This is a genomic window from Chitinimonas sp. JJ19, from assembly GCF_036961565.1.
In the GTDB taxonomy this organism is placed as follows: Bacteria; Pseudomonadota; Gammaproteobacteria; order Burkholderiales; family Chitinimonadaceae; genus Chitinimonas.
Genome location: NZ_JBAMDD010000004.1, coordinates 297688 through 310574, shown reverse-complemented (window position 1 = coordinate 310574; position 12887 = coordinate 297688). Strand labels below are relative to the sequence as shown.

12 protein-coding genes and 1 tRNA gene are annotated in these 12887 nt (G+C 54.2%); 8 read left to right on the top strand and 5 right to left on the bottom strand.

What is annotated here, in order from left to right:
- Positions 1 to 163 precede the first annotated feature (163 nt).
- Positions 164 to 1231 carry a YagK/YfjJ domain-containing protein gene (locus tag V7714_RS07485; protein WP_335709153.1) on the bottom strand — a complete coding sequence of 356 codons (1068 nt, stop codon included), beginning with the start codon at positions 1229 to 1231 and terminating at the stop codon, positions 164 to 166.
- Positions 1232 to 1643: 412 nt separating this feature from the next.
- Here V7714_RS07485 and V7714_RS07480 point away from each other — a divergent pair, with 412 nt between their 5' ends.
- Together V7714_RS07480 and V7714_RS07475 are read left to right on the top strand one after the other, a co-directional pair.
- Positions 1644 to 2009, top strand: coding sequence for a hypothetical protein (locus V7714_RS07480; RefSeq protein WP_335709152.1), 366 nt, complete (start codon positions 1644 to 1646; stop codon positions 2007 to 2009).
- A gap of 193 nt (positions 2010 to 2202) precedes the next feature.
- Positions 2203 to 3162, top strand: coding sequence for a DUF932 domain-containing protein (locus V7714_RS07475; RefSeq protein WP_335709151.1), 960 nt, complete (start codon positions 2203 to 2205; stop codon positions 3160 to 3162).
- On the opposite strand, the gene V7714_RS07470 is transcribed toward V7714_RS07475, so the two are convergent.
- Complete coding sequence (locus V7714_RS07470) at positions 3159 to 3527, bottom strand: helix-turn-helix domain-containing protein (protein WP_335709150.1); 369 nt, start codon at positions 3525 to 3527, stop codon at positions 3159 to 3161. The genes V7714_RS07475 and V7714_RS07470 overlap by 4 nt on opposite strands.
- Positions 3528 to 3717: 190 nt before the next feature.
- Here V7714_RS07470 and V7714_RS07465 point away from each other — a divergent pair, with 190 nt between their 5' ends.
- Positions 3718 to 4047 carry a hypothetical protein gene (locus V7714_RS07465; RefSeq protein WP_335709149.1) on the top strand — a complete coding sequence of 110 codons (330 nt, stop codon included), beginning with the start codon at positions 3718 to 3720 and terminating at the stop codon, positions 4045 to 4047.
- A gap of 1120 nt (positions 4048 to 5167) precedes the next feature.
- Here V7714_RS07465 and V7714_RS07460 read toward each other — a convergent pair.
- Positions 5168 to 6679: a DUF3987 domain-containing protein gene (locus tag V7714_RS07460; RefSeq protein WP_335709148.1), complete on the bottom strand. Its 1512-nt coding sequence runs from the start codon at positions 6677 to 6679 to the stop codon at positions 5168 to 5170.
- A complete protein-coding gene (locus V7714_RS20605; RefSeq protein WP_442890693.1) occupies positions 6673 to 6915 on the bottom strand; it encodes a helix-turn-helix transcriptional regulator in 243 nt (80 codons plus the stop codon). The genes V7714_RS07460 and V7714_RS20605 overlap by 7 nt, the downstream gene beginning before the upstream one ends.
- Before the next feature lie 212 nt (positions 6916 to 7127).
- Between V7714_RS20605 and V7714_RS07455 the strand changes: the two genes are divergently transcribed.
- Positions 7128 to 7820, top strand: coding sequence for a hypothetical protein (locus tag V7714_RS07455; RefSeq protein ID WP_335709147.1), 693 nt, complete (start codon positions 7128 to 7130; stop codon positions 7818 to 7820).
- A 147-nt stretch (positions 7821 to 7967) separates the two neighbouring features.
- Here V7714_RS07455 and V7714_RS07450 read toward each other — a convergent pair.
- Positions 7968 to 8057 (bottom strand) — tRNA-Ser (locus V7714_RS07450).
- A gap of 219 nt (positions 8058 to 8276) precedes the next feature.
- Between V7714_RS07450 and V7714_RS07445 the strand changes: the two genes are divergently transcribed.
- The 4 genes from V7714_RS07445 to V7714_RS07430 all read left to right on the top strand — a co-directional run bounded on the left by V7714_RS07445 (position 8277) and on the right by V7714_RS07430 (position 12849).
- A complete protein-coding gene (locus V7714_RS07445) occupies positions 8277 to 8966 on the top strand; it encodes a Bax inhibitor-1/YccA family protein (RefSeq protein WP_335709146.1) in 690 nt (229 codons plus the stop codon).
- A gap of 190 nt (positions 8967 to 9156) precedes the next feature.
- The gene (locus tag V7714_RS07440) at positions 9157 to 9747 is read left to right on the top strand and encodes a malonic semialdehyde reductase (protein WP_335709145.1); all 591 of its coding nucleotides are present in this window, start codon (positions 9157 to 9159) and stop codon (positions 9745 to 9747) included.
- A gap of 31 nt (positions 9748 to 9778) precedes the next feature.
- Positions 9779 to 10876 carry a hypothetical protein gene (locus tag V7714_RS07435; protein ID WP_335709144.1) on the top strand — a complete coding sequence of 366 codons (1098 nt, stop codon included), beginning with the start codon at positions 9779 to 9781 and terminating at the stop codon, positions 10874 to 10876.
- A 392-nt stretch (positions 10877 to 11268) separates the two neighbouring features.
- Positions 11269 to 12849 carry a ShlB/FhaC/HecB family hemolysin secretion/activation protein gene (locus tag V7714_RS07430; RefSeq protein ID WP_335709143.1) on the top strand — a complete coding sequence of 527 codons (1581 nt, stop codon included), beginning with the start codon at positions 11269 to 11271 and terminating at the stop codon, positions 12847 to 12849.
- The last annotated feature ends 38 nt before the right edge of the window (positions 12850 to 12887 follow it).

Sequence of the window (12887 nt, the reverse complement as noted above, 5' to 3'; positions counted from 1 at the left end):
CCAGGGGCGGTGGCAATGCGGTAGAAACGGCCCGCCAGACCATTATAGCCCCCAGTCTTGGTGACTCTCGCCGAACGCTCGGCAGGCCGTAAAGAGCGCTGTGCGCTGCCCCGATCGCATCCTTATGGAAATTGGTTGGATCGGATAATCTTTCGTCAGATTGTCATTGTCTTCTCTCTGGTCCTGGCTTTTCTCCTGGCGGCACTTCACCGCACGACCATACGTTCCCCCATTTCGACTTTAGGGGTAGGAGTTGCTCCTTTTTCGCTAAATAAGCGAGGGCGTCGTAAAGGTGCTGTCGCTTACGGGTGTCGTGGTAAATCAGCTTGCCGACACCTATTCTTGCTTGCCGATATTGCCCTTTTTGTGCTTTCTCGAACTTTTCCTGATTGCAATTGTGGAAGCCGGCATCTCCACTCGGGAACCGGCTTTTCCAGTAAGCACCGTATTGATTCCCCCAGTACACACCATTACCCTTGGCTGTAGAACCATTCAAAAAGAACACACAGTGGAAATGGAAGCCACGATCTGCACCGTGCTCTAATTTCCAGATATAACCGACACCGTGACGAAATATCCCCGGGTTGCCACGTCGGTTGTCGAGAAAATGCTTGAGGTGAGCCTTTGCCGATTCTGCAGTAGAGTGAGCGATTGAAGGCGGCAAGTAGAAGTCCAATCGGATGACGAGTAGCTTACGGTGACGTTTGATCAAGCGCCGAGCACAACCCACCATACCGAAATACATGCGTGTTGCTAGCTCGCCCCGCTGTCTCAGTTCATTCTGAAAGTCCGGTGAGCTACAGCGGTGGCGGATGTCGTGAAGGAGTTGATTGAATAAGTCCGCTTCGTATAAGTCATCGCCGCAAGGGTTGTTGGGTTTGTTGTAGAGAAAGCCCTGCTGATGCAGCGCTGCAAAGAAGGCGTCAGCGTGTAGGCTGATGTTCTGTTCTGGGTATTGCTGCTGTATAAGATAATTTGCTGCAGACTTTACTAGATTGAAGTAAAGCGCAAGGCGAGACTCCTTCAGTATTATTCTGCCGCGCTTATCTCGCATCCATGTAAAGGCTGCTTTATCGGTCGTGATGATCGTTTTGACCATGCGTTCGATATACAGAAGGTTGTCGAGTTCGTCGAATAGCTCCCAATTGTGTGTGGATTGGATTGCTTGCACAGCGATTGCTCGGTGGATGTTGCTTGGTCCAATATTTTCGAGATTGCAAACGGCGTCCATGCTCCTAATCCTTTTGGTCTGAGGTGTTTATTTCAGAGGTGCTTGCTGATAGCTGGAGCTGTTGGATTGGTTCCTGCTACTGTCTTGATGAGTGGTTGTGGTGAGTGTTGGTGATGTGGCTTGTATTGGTGATATGGTTATGGCTATTAATAACACTAATAACCTAGTTTTATTGCTACTGTGCCTTTAAGCTTGCATTGCTACTGGTGATGGGTGATGCCATTTTTCTGTGTGTGGGTGCTATCCCTGTGGTGATTGATAGTTTCATATGAATATACGAAGTTATTTCATAATTGCATCTGATATGAATGCACACATGGTGTTATTCCAGAATATCTCAGCCCTATATCACGCAGAGGAGAACGGATAGCGAATCATCCTGATTCGCCCTGTTACACCAGTGAGGATTCCCATGGCTGATCATTTCCCTATTTCTCGTATCGAAGGCACGGCCAAACCTGTTTGTCCCTATTGCGGCGCCACCCATAGTGAACGTAGGGACTATGCCAAGCATGCCGGTGGCACCGTTGGCCTGGTGGCGGGTGGTGTGGCCGGCGTCACGGGCGCCGCTTCAGGCGCCGAGCTCGGTGGCCTGGTGGGTCTGACGGCCGGCCCGGTTGGTTTTGTCATCGGCAGTATGACCGGCGCCTTGATCGGTTGCCTGGTGGGGGCGTCCGCAGGCTGCGTGGCCGGTGCCAAGCTGGGTGAGGTCATCGACCAGCGTGTCCTGCGCAATCATCTCTGCCTGGAGTGCGGCAGCACCTTCAGCGCAGAGTGAGTTGCCGAGTTACATCGCTTGATCAAGCCTTCAACCGATGTACCGCGAGTACTTCGTGTACCTAGTAGTCCCTGATCGGCTTCTCCCTCCATCCCCTCGCAGCACGCAAACCACCCACTGTGCATATAGCCAGTCCCCCCGCTGATCTCAGCGGGGGGACTGGCGGCCTATGCCATATAGAAAGGAAACCATCATGTCGCATCTCGTACAGACCATGGCCTACCGAGAAGAACAGGTACCGTGGCATCGCTTGGGCAACAGCTTGCCTGCCAATCAGCCTCTGGAGGTCTGGCTCACTGCAGCGGGAATGGACTGGGCGATTCAAGAAGCCCCCGTGCTGTACTCCGCAGCCGGTGGCGAGGGCGCAGTCATCAAAGCAAATGCCGACGCCAAAGTGCTCTATCGCTCGGATACTCAGGAAGCGCTGTCTGTGGTGAGCAATCGCTACAAGGTGGTCCAGCCTCGCGAGGTCATGGAGTTTTACCGTGACCTCGTGTCGTCAGCCGGCTTTGCGCTGGAAACGGCGGGCGTGCTGAAAGGTGGCAGGAAGCTGTGGGCGCTCGCCAAGACCGGGCAGGAGACCGTGCTGAAAGGCGGTGACCGCGTCAAAGCCTATCTGTTACTGGCTACCAGCTGCGATGGCACGCTGGCCACCACGGCGCAGTTCACCTCAGTCCGGGTCGTATGTAACAACACCCTGCAATTAGCTGTGAACCATCGGGGCTCAGTGGTGAAAGTACCGCACTCCACGGTATTTGACCCGAAGTTGGTGAAAGCGGCACTAGGGCTAGGGCTGAGTACCTGGGACGGTTTCATCACCTCCATCAAGCGTATGGCCGAAAGGCCCTTGAACAGTATCGAGGCAATGAATGTGCTCATTAGCACACTAGGGGATCCCGCCTTACCCCTAATCCAGCAGCCAAACCGACGCGTACTGCAGCAGATACACACGCTGTTCGCCGGAGCAGGCATAGGGGCTGAGCTGGCTTCCGCGTCAGGTACTGCATGGGGGCTGCTCAATGCGGTGACCCAGTACGTCGACCATGCACGCCGCGCACGTAGTCAGGACTATCGGCTGGACTCGGCATGGTTCGGCGCTGGGGCAGAGATGAAGGCCAAGGCATACACCCAGGTGCTAAAGGTGGTGGGCTAGACAGAATCTTCGAGAGGCAAACGGTTGGCAAGCCCCTCTGCTAGGCGTTTAACAACATCTATCACCATTTGGCGATCAGCTTGGTTCAGTGGTGCCAACAATCGATCCAAGTGCTGGGATTGGTCGGTTGCACGATAACTACCCTCGCTCAGTAGTTCAGCAGCCTCGCATTCGAACAACTGCGCCAACGCTACTAGTCGCTCCACCGTAGGCATCACGATGCCGCGTTCAATACGAGAAACAGCTTCGTTACCTATTCCCAAGCGCTCAGCTACTTGCTCTTGAGTCAGCCTCTTGGTCTGACGCTTATGTGCGATTGCCTTCCCGATGGCACCTGCAAGCTGATCATCACGTGGTTTCGTCATTACCCCTCCTAGCCAACCCAGATGGTGGTTACTCAACCTGTTGACAGGAAGGTGTATTTGGGTTGATATTCAACCTAAAAAGTTGAAATGCGACGAGGTTAGGCGGTATCTCCTGCAGCAACGGCGTGGTTTGACGCTTCCTCGTACACCTTGCGTAGACCGAAACTCACTTTTTCCTAGGAAATAAATCATGAAACAGAGTTTTTTTAAGTGCTTGACCATTTGCTTCGCAATATTTTTGGTCATCACAGGGATGTCAGTCTTCTCTAGCCGAGTCCACATTGGATTCTTTGGCTATGTCGCAATGCTTGTATTTGGCACACTGTTTACCGGAACCGGCGCGTTCCTAGGTGACATGTTTCGTCACTTCACCAGGCCGGATTTGATCTGGTCGTCCAGTTCTTTTGAAACATTGAAAGCGAAGATATTTTGGTTGGTCGGTCCCCAGGTGATCGGCTGGATCATTGGGTTCATCGGCTTTCAAGGCATGATGCGCAATGTATTGGGTTATTACATCTAGTAGCCTGTAGTAGCAAGGTGGTGTTTCTTAAGGAAGCACCTTTTAATAAGTACTCAAGAAGGGGTAAGCGATGAAACGACTGGGCATAGTTTTGGCAGCGGCGGTGTTGGGAAGCTACGCTAGCGCCTTTGGTGAAGCTGGTCGCTGGTCTAGTGGTTGGGGGCAGGGAACTGCGGAGTACATTGTAGTGAGCTCAGAAGGGAACACCTTGTATATCGCATGCAGTGATAGCCGACCTGCCACTATGACGCTGACGGTTGGGAAACGGCAGTATGGTTACGGGGAAGATATGGGATTTGACTTGATAATTGATGGCCACGAAGTGACCTCGCCATTCGATGCGGACTCGCGGGCGGGGAGTGGCAATTTCTTGTATGCCTGGAACGCAATACGCAAAGCAAAAAAACTCCAGGCTAAGACGGGTGACGGGCAACTGATCAGCTTACCGTTGCAGGGAGCGGCCAAAGTACTGCCTAGCAGTCGAACGAAGAATTATTCTTGCAATGGGATGATGTAGCGATACAAGCCCGCGACGTAATCACGTCGCGGGCTTTGTTTTGATGCGCTTTGTGATAAGGGACAAAAATTGAAATGGTCAAACAATCGATCATGCCTATAACGCGGGGAATAGCATTGGCCTACTTGGCGATCTCGCTGCAAGGATGTGGAAAATATGAGAGGAGAGTGCGGGACGATTTTTACAACGGTTGCATGGCAAGCAGCTTTGGAAACAAATCCTATTGTAGTTGCTCGGTCAACTTGCTTCAGAACGAGTACAGCCAAGAGGCCTTCTTGGCGATTGAGCATCAGATTAATACAGATCGAAGCGTACCACCTGAGTGGTTTGCTTTTGTGGAAAAAGCAAAGGCACAGTGCTTGTAACGGAACTGAAGTAACTGCTTTTAAGTTAGAGGTCGAGTGCGGTGTCGGTTCGCCTAATCCTGCGATGAGCACTAGTCTCGACACTGCGACAACCGCGACGGTCGCGGTTGTCGCAGTGTCGAGACTGTGTGTAATAATTAAGCAAGGCCTGGAGTGGGGGGGCACCAAGGCTAATCTGAGCCAATTCAACATACAGTAACTATTACCAAGACAGCGCCTCGATGGAGCGGGATTGGTTCTACAAAGTGAAATCAGCATTGAGGAGGCCAGGAGCGTATGAAGAGGCACCCGGTGATGTGGCTGTTCCAAAGAAAGGCGTAGGCCAAGAGACCATAAGACCTTTCCCCATATTTTGCAGCTTAACCTGTCCGCGGAATTGCATTCGATGCAATACAGGCATGAGTGCTGATGAGGTTCTGAGCCCGCCTGGACCATTGCGGAGGATGCAACGTTTGGTGACCGTGCACCATCCCTTTTCACGATACATACGCAAAAAGAACTGTTGCAGGCGATTACAACCGTCCTCCACCGGATCAACAAATGCCTCGAATTGAAGAGGCTTCTGTTTCATCCGAAGTTGCTCACCTGCGAAGAAATGTCCCAAATATGCAGCACGGTCATACATTTCTGCCGAGATTTCATCACTGTCACTGCAAACTGCCGTGTAAAGGCAGGCTACTCGAAGAATCAAATTCGGCAATTTTGAGGCATGGGCCGCGATGGGCTCATACGAACCAAAGCGGCCTATCAAATTTTCGATGTTGTTGTATTCCCGCAGGGCTAGTAACTTCGCTTCAGGACTGAGGCCAAGGGTTTTGCGGGGAGGTATCGTTCCGTCCTCGGTCCCGTATGTAGCTTCTGCAATCTGCAGAAGTCGCGACTCAAATTGCTCACGCCCAAATTCTCGGTATGTAAAGGGAGAGTCGTTTTTTTGACGAAGCCCTTGTAATGAGGGTGTTTCGAGGATGAAACACCTTGCCTGTAAACCTACCTCTTCGAAGTAATCTAGTCTTTCCCCCAGGGTTTTCTTCCAGACTTCCGGTTGAGCGGCGATACACATAGTTAGACGGGGGCTTTTAATGACCTTGTCGGGCTCACCTTTACGCTGACAAATTGCATCGTCTCCGTCGAATAATTTGTTCAATATAGAAATGTGCTGATTAGAAAGCGCTTTAATTCGTGGAGCGCCTTCATCCCAGTTCAATGTAGCCAACGGCGTATGATCGGCCATTTGCTCCAATAGTGCAGGAATGGTGATATCGTCGTAAAGAAGCTGGTTTTTTTGTGGGGCACTTGGCTCAGTAACTAAGTGATCTGCCAAGCTTTGGGCTGTTTCCCCATAGCTTTTCCCCTCTCGAACCTCCTGTTCGAGCTTACGCTTCAGTCCTTTTGTCACCGTGTCGAAGGACGTCTTCCGTACTCGATATTCTCCATACCGATGCTCATACTGAACGGAGATGCGATCGATCAGTTGGTAGACAAAATTTAGGCCATGTCTCATCGCTGATGATTTCCGATCGCCGGATTTTGCTAGGATGATCAACCAAAGGAGGCAGGGCGTTGGCCTCTCGTCGTGACCTATTACGTCGTAGGCCCCTTGGCAGACTGAAGAGACAATGGCTAAATGCAACATTATCGCCATGGGTACGCTCACCTGGCAGACAGTAACCATGTCGATCACTGACTGGCGAATTGGCTCGGGCAGGGAACTAAGGATCGGATCGTACCCGTAGAAATGCTGGCTTAGCATGCTACCGCTCCTGTCGTGGCTGCGAGATCGCGAGCTTGCATGCGTTCCACAATCCATGCGTCCAGTTCATGCTCTACAAATCCGATACGCCGACTGCCGATCTTGATAGGGCGAGGAAAGGTCGGGTCGTAGGACGGATGGCGTGCGTCTAGCATTGCGTAGACTCCTGCGCGGGACCGGGAGATTTTTTTGCAGGTTGCTATGAGCGTCAGTATGTCAAAGGATTCGGTAGTCATTAGTTAGGCCTCGCTAGGTGTGGTTGGACTGCGAGACCCACTTTACGAGGGGTGCGATTGGCCGAAAATTGCGTCATCCGGGATCGCGGATGCCGTCATCTGGGATGACGGGAGGGGGATGTTGGTAGCGTCGTCGCCGAGATTCGTTTCGGAAGGTTTCTTTCACTAATTGAACTCAAACGTGGTCCGAAAGGATCTAAGGAGGGGGAATCATGGAGATGTCGAATCGGGACGTGCTTGCTGAGACGCTTGCCCACTTGGAGGAGGTAAGCATCCAAATTCTTAGGCACACGATGGAGATCACAATCGAGCAGTACAGGAGTGAAGTGCTTTTCACCTGGGAAAATCAACAGCCAGATGCTCCTGCCAGGTTTCTAAAGGAGTGTGAAAAGACAATTGCGATGTCTCGTGAGGAGGCTGATCCCTTTAAGGCTGAGCAATTAAAAGACAATGCGTTGCGTCTCGAGTTTCAGAGAAGTCAAGCTTTTCTAGTTTCCGCCATGCAGCATATAGCCGATGACAAGGAAATGTATGCGTGGCCGTCTTTAGTTGAAGCAGCATTCATTCTCGGGAAGATCTCGGTAACAGGCGCTGTCTACCGCATGTATCACAGCACGCTAAAAGACGAAAAGATACGCAAGGCCAAGGCTGGCGGAGAAGCTAATGGAGCACGGAGCCAACCGGTGAGAGAGGAACTTTGGAGACGGGTTAAGCAGGAATGTGAGAATGGTTCGAAATGGCCATCAATAAAGAATGCCCTGGAATTACTGCAAGACGACATCATAGAGTTTTCTCGGGGAACAGAGCGAGTACTAAGTAAATACCAATTTCAGAAAACCGCTCGAGGCTGGATTAAGCAAATGCCTGAATATGAAAAATACTTTGCGACCAAGTCGGGAGCTTGAGGTTGCTTACTTGCCTTGTCAGTATGACATGTACGGCGCTTCAGGGAAGTCCAACTGGAGCCAAACTTGAATGGCATACCAGGTGGCATACTGGATTTCGTGGGAATGCAAAAAGCCCTGAAAAATCAGGGCTTTTTGCATTGTTATTGGCGGAAGCGGTGAGATTCGAACTCACGGTAGGCTCACACCTACGGCGGTTTTCAAGACCGCTGCCTTAAACCACTCGGCCACGCTTCCTTTGCTTTGCTGCTGGATTCGACTGTTGTCTGCCAAGCTTACCGGCAGCGCTGGTTAGGCCACAGAGAGCGGGCCTGCAGTCTTTGTACAAAGCGGGCGCAGATGCTACCGCAAGTGGGGGATTTTGGCTACAGTAGCGTCTGCGTGACTTGAAACTTTGCTGCTGCGGCGCAATCTGAGTCACATCTTGGTTTCAATCCCGTTTGAGGAGTCAGCATCATGCAATCGCAATGGCAAACTACAGCCGGTGGCCTTGGGCAGGGCGTAGATAGCGCCGCCCAGAACAAGGTACTGCGCAATACTTATTCCTTACTGGCCTTGACCATGATTCCGACTGCGCTGGGCGCCTGGTTGGGCATGGAGATGCAGTTCATGCTGCGCGGCTGGATGGGCTTGATACTGTTTCTGGGCGTGAGCTTTGGTGCCTTCTTCGCCATCGAGAAGACCAAGCACAGCGCCATGGGTGTGGTGCTGCTGCTGGCCTACACGGGCTTTATGGGCCTGTGGATGTCGCAGTACCTGCAGTTTGCCATGCAGTTCAGCAATGGCGCCCAGTTGATCGCCATGGCGGCGGGTGGCACGGGGGTGATCTTCTTCTCGCTGGCCACACTGGCGACCGTGACCAAGCGCGATTTCTCGTTCATGGGCAAGTTCCTGTTCGTGGGTTTGATACTGGCGATAGTGGCTTCGCTGGCCAATATCTATTTCCAGCTGCCTGCGCTGTCGCTGGCGATTTCGGCTGCGGTGATCCTGATCTTCTCGGCTTATATCCTGTTTGATGTCAGCCGTATCGTGAACGGTGGTGAGACCAACTACATCACGGCTACGCTGTCGTTGTACCTGAACGTGTACAACATCTTTGTGAACCTGCTCAGCCTGCTGACCGCCTTGGGTGGTGAGCGCGACTAAGTCGTGCTGGCAAGGCCCTGCTGAGACGGGGCTTGGCTTGTCCGCATCGCTGATGCGTAGCAGTGCAAACAAGAACGCCCTGGCTTAGCCAGGGCGTTTGTTTTTTGTGCCGGGCTGGGGCTGGAACTGGCATTCCCCCTGTCGGACGGCTATGCTAGGCCCGGTCTGTATCACTTTTGAATTGCCCTACATGAAAGCCACGCTCGCCCCTCAAGCTCTCGACCAACTGTTCCGAGAAGCGCGTACCTACAATGCTTTTGCCGAGCGCGAAGTTGACGATGCGACGCTAGCTGCGCTGTATGACTTGCTCAAATGGGGGCCGACCAGCGCCAATGCATCGCCGGCCCGCTTTGTCTTTGTGAAGTCTGCCGAGGCCAAACAGAAGCTGCGGCCTGCTTTGTCTGAAGGAAATCTGGAAAAAACGCTGAAGGCGCCTGTCTGTGTGATTGTGGGGCACGATCTGGCCTTCTACGAGCAATTGCCCAAGCTGTTTCCGCATACCGATGCCCGTAGCTGGTTTGCTGGCAATGATGCGGTCATCCAGACCACGGCCTTCCGCAACGGTACCTTGCAGGGTGCTTATTTGATGATGGCGGCGCGGGCCTTGGGCTTGGATTGCGGCCCGATGTCTGGCTTTGACAATGCCAAGGTGGATGAGGCGTTCTTTGCGGGCACTACGGTAAAGTCCAATTTCCTGATCAACCTGGGTTATGGCGTACCGGAAGGCCTGTTTCCGCGCAACCCACGCTTGGCCTTTGAGGAAGCCTGCCGCATTGCATAACCGCCTGCCAGCCTAGGGATGCCGCGTCGAGATGGCCGAGAACAAGAAACCGCAGTGGGATATCTGGAAAGAGCTGGAAGAACTACGCCAGCGCTATAAGGAACTGGCGCCCATGTTTGCCCGGGTGGGCGTGGCGCCGGAGTTTGCCCAGATGGTGAACAACCTGCGGCTGGACTTGCAGCGACGGCCACCATCACCCCCGCTGAATACCGGCGAGCGCGATAAGGATGCGCAGGCGCAAGAGGAGTACAAGCGGGCGTTTGCGTCTCACTATGAAGAGGTGTTCTTCAAGGTAGAGAACTGCCTGCGCATGCCTTGGCCGATTGAGGCGCAGTACCTGGTGCCGGGTATTCTGGAGGAAGTGGAGAATCAACGTCGGGCGTTGGTCAAGAATCCGCTGGTGTCGCCGCCGCTGGAGAAGCTGGATGCCTTGGTCGAGGAGTATGCCAATCTCGACAAGATGGATGATAGGCTCGATCGGAATGCAATCGGCGTACGGCGGGCGCAGTTGACGGAGGTGTTGGGTTTTCCGTTGATCGTGCGCCGCCAGCTGGCCCACCCGGAGTGGGAGCTGCTGCCGCCGCTGGCCAGTGACGCGTATCGGCAATTGCTGAATAGCAAGATTGAGAACTACCGCGCGGCGGGCTGGTTGCAGTCCAAGCTGTTTGACAAGTGGTATATCGCGCTGGAGTTCGATGCCATCTGGGCACGGCTCAAGCGTGATGCCAACGACCGCGAGCGCATCATCAGCCAGCTCAAGCTCAATTGGCCCAAGCTGGGGAACTGGGCGCCGGATTTTCCCCATGCGGATCTGGTGTGGTATCTGCTGCTGGTGCTGCTTTGCATCATTGCCCTGTTTGCGGAGTGGTGGTGGGCGGCGGGTGGTTTGCTGATCTGGCTGCAGCTATCGGTCATCATCGAGAAGCACCACGCACAGCTGGTGATCAAGCGGCGGCAGGCTTTGCTGCTGGAATGCGGGCGCTTTAAACGTATCCGCGACCAGATATCGTCGGGCAAGTTTGATCCGAGTACGGTGCTCAGGCAGCTCAAGCAGTTCAATTTCCGCCACTATGTCTCGGAGCAAGGCATGCAATTGCTGCAGTCCATGTCCATGGTGGGCGGTTTCTAGTAGGCCAGGCTTGCTATTGGGTATCGCTTGGATGCCTGTTGTCACGGCGGTAATCCGAGCGATGGCGCCTGATACCCCTCAAGCCGATAGGTGGCCGGTATTTGATAGGCTGTGATTTTCTCAGCGCCTCCTATGATGAGGTAGTGGCAGGGTGACGGTAGTACCGTTGCAGGCTTCCTGTTGGCATGAGGGGGATAACAGGTGGCGAGGGCGCAATCCAGCAACTGTGCAGTAATGCCAGCATACTTGCCGTAATAATTACTCGTGAACCGATTACCGGCCGCGATAGTGTTGCAGCTATCTGCCGGGTAGGCTGCCAGTGCTGAATCGCGCTGGCGCTTGCGGTTCATGCCGTCTAAAGTAAGACCGCATCAATCTTGCCCGGGGTCAGAATGAAATCGCACTTAGCCGCTTTACTGCTGGCATGCACTACGGTAGCCGCCGCAGAAGAAACGCTCAGGTTCTCGATCAACCAGTACAAGGTGGAGGGGAATACCGTGCTGCCGGATGCGCGTATCCAGGCCACTCTGGCGCCCTTTGCCGGGCAGGGGCGCGATTTTGCCGATGTGCAACGCGCACTCGAGGCTTTGGAAACCTTGTACCGCAAGGCCGGTTACGGCGCTTTGCAGGTTTATCTGCCAGAACAGGAAATGAACCAGGGCACCATTGTGTTCAAGGTGGTCGAGCCCAAGCTGGGCAAGGTCCGCATTGAGGGCAACCAATACTATGGCGAGGGCAATATCCGCCGGGCACTGCCAGCGCTGCGCGAGGGCGACGTACCCAATACCGGCTCGGTGACCGATAGCCTGCGTCTTGCCAACGAGAGCCCCGCCCGCCGCCTGACCGTAACCCTGCAGGCGGGGGATACCCCACAAACGGTGGATGCCAGCGTCAAGGTGGTCGATGAGTGGCCATGGCGGGTGTTTGCCCAGGCAGACAACACCGGCTCCAAGGAGACCGGCGAGGCGCGGTTGTCGCTCGGTTACCAGCACTCCAATCTGTTCGATCTGGATCATGTCCTGACCACACAATTCACCACCTCGCCCAGCGAGGCGGACAAGGTCAAGATATTCGGCATAGGCTATCGCGTGCCGTTCTATGGCTGGGGCGATAGCCTGAGCCTGTTTGGCGGCTATTCCAATGTGGAATCGGCGGCCTTGGCAGGCTTGTTCAATGTCACCGGCAAGGGCACCGTGTTCGGCGCCCGCTATACCCAGGGCCTGCCAGCCGAAGGGGCGCTGCAGCACAAGCTGCAGTGGGGCCTGGATTGGCGCCGCTTCAATACCCGCTCCACCTTTGGTGGTGGTAACACGGTGGGTTCCAACCGTTACACAGTGCAACCGGTGAGCCTTGCCTATCAGGGGCAATGGCAAAACGCCAAGTCGAGCTATGACTGGAGTGCCGGCCTGTCGCGCAACCTGCCAGGTGGTGATGAATTGGGCCAGACCGGTGCCGGGCTATCCAAGTCGGGCCGGCTGACGGCTACCACCGAATACACGATTGCGCGCCTAGGCGGTAATGCCTATATCAGCCTGCCTGCCGAATGGACGGCCCATGTGGGCATGAATGCTCAGCTGACGCCCGATGCGCTTGCGCCAGGCGAGCAGTTTGGCCTGGGCGGCGCCAATAGCGTGCGTGGCTATGACGAGCGGGAATTCGCCAATGATGAGGGTGTGAACCTTACCCTGGAGGCCTATACGCCGGATTTTGCCAAGCGCTGGGGCTGGGAAAGCATGACCTTGCGCGGCCTGGTGTTTCTGGACTGGGGGCGGATTACCCGGAATGACGTGGCGCTGGGCGAGGTCGACAGCACCGAGCTGGCCGGGGCGGGTATAGGCTTGCGGCTGGGCTGGGGGAAGCGTGCATCAATCAAGCTGGACATCGCGCAGACCCTGAAGGAGGGGCAGCAGGATGGACAGCCTAAAAAGAAGGGCGATACCAAGGCCCATGTCTCGGCGATTGTTTCATATTGAGCCGGCACGTTTGCGTGCCGCAGTAACTGGATAAATAC

What these genes read in the sequence shown, in the direction of transcription:
- V7714_RS07485 (WP_335709153.1), bottom strand. Translation starts at nt 1,231, where the DNA reads ATGGACGCCGTTTGCAATCTCGAAAATATTGGACCAAGCAACATCCAC.
- V7714_RS07480 (WP_335709152.1), top strand. Translation starts at nt 1,644, where the DNA reads ATGGCTGATCATTTCCCTATTTCTCGTATCGAAGGCACGGCCAAACCT.
- V7714_RS07475 (WP_335709151.1), top strand. Translation starts at nt 2,203, where the DNA reads ATGTCGCATCTCGTACAGACCATGGCCTACCGAGAAGAACAGGTACCG.
- V7714_RS07470 (WP_335709150.1), bottom strand. Translation starts at nt 3,527, where the DNA reads ATGACGAAACCACGTGATGATCAGCTTGCAGGTGCCATCGGGAAGGCA.
- V7714_RS07465 (WP_335709149.1), top strand. Translation starts at nt 3,718, where the DNA reads ATGAAACAGAGTTTTTTTAAGTGCTTGACCATTTGCTTCGCAATATTT.
- V7714_RS07460 (WP_335709148.1), bottom strand. Translation starts at nt 6,679, where the DNA reads ATGCTAAGCCAGCATTTCTACGGGTACGATCCGATCCTTAGTTCCCTG.
- V7714_RS20605 (WP_442890693.1), bottom strand. Translation starts at nt 6,915, where the DNA reads ATGACTACCGAATCCTTTGACATACTGACGCTCATAGCAACCTGCAAA.
- V7714_RS07455 (WP_335709147.1), top strand. Translation starts at nt 7,128, where the DNA reads ATGGAGATGTCGAATCGGGACGTGCTTGCTGAGACGCTTGCCCACTTG.
- V7714_RS07445 (WP_335709146.1), top strand. Translation starts at nt 8,277, where the DNA reads ATGCAATCGCAATGGCAAACTACAGCCGGTGGCCTTGGGCAGGGCGTA.
- V7714_RS07440 (WP_335709145.1), top strand. Translation starts at nt 9,157, where the DNA reads ATGAAAGCCACGCTCGCCCCTCAAGCTCTCGACCAACTGTTCCGAGAA.
- V7714_RS07435 (WP_335709144.1), top strand. Translation starts at nt 9,779, where the DNA reads ATGGCCGAGAACAAGAAACCGCAGTGGGATATCTGGAAAGAGCTGGAA.
- V7714_RS07430 (WP_335709143.1), top strand. Translation starts at nt 11,269, where the DNA reads ATGAAATCGCACTTAGCCGCTTTACTGCTGGCATGCACTACGGTAGCC.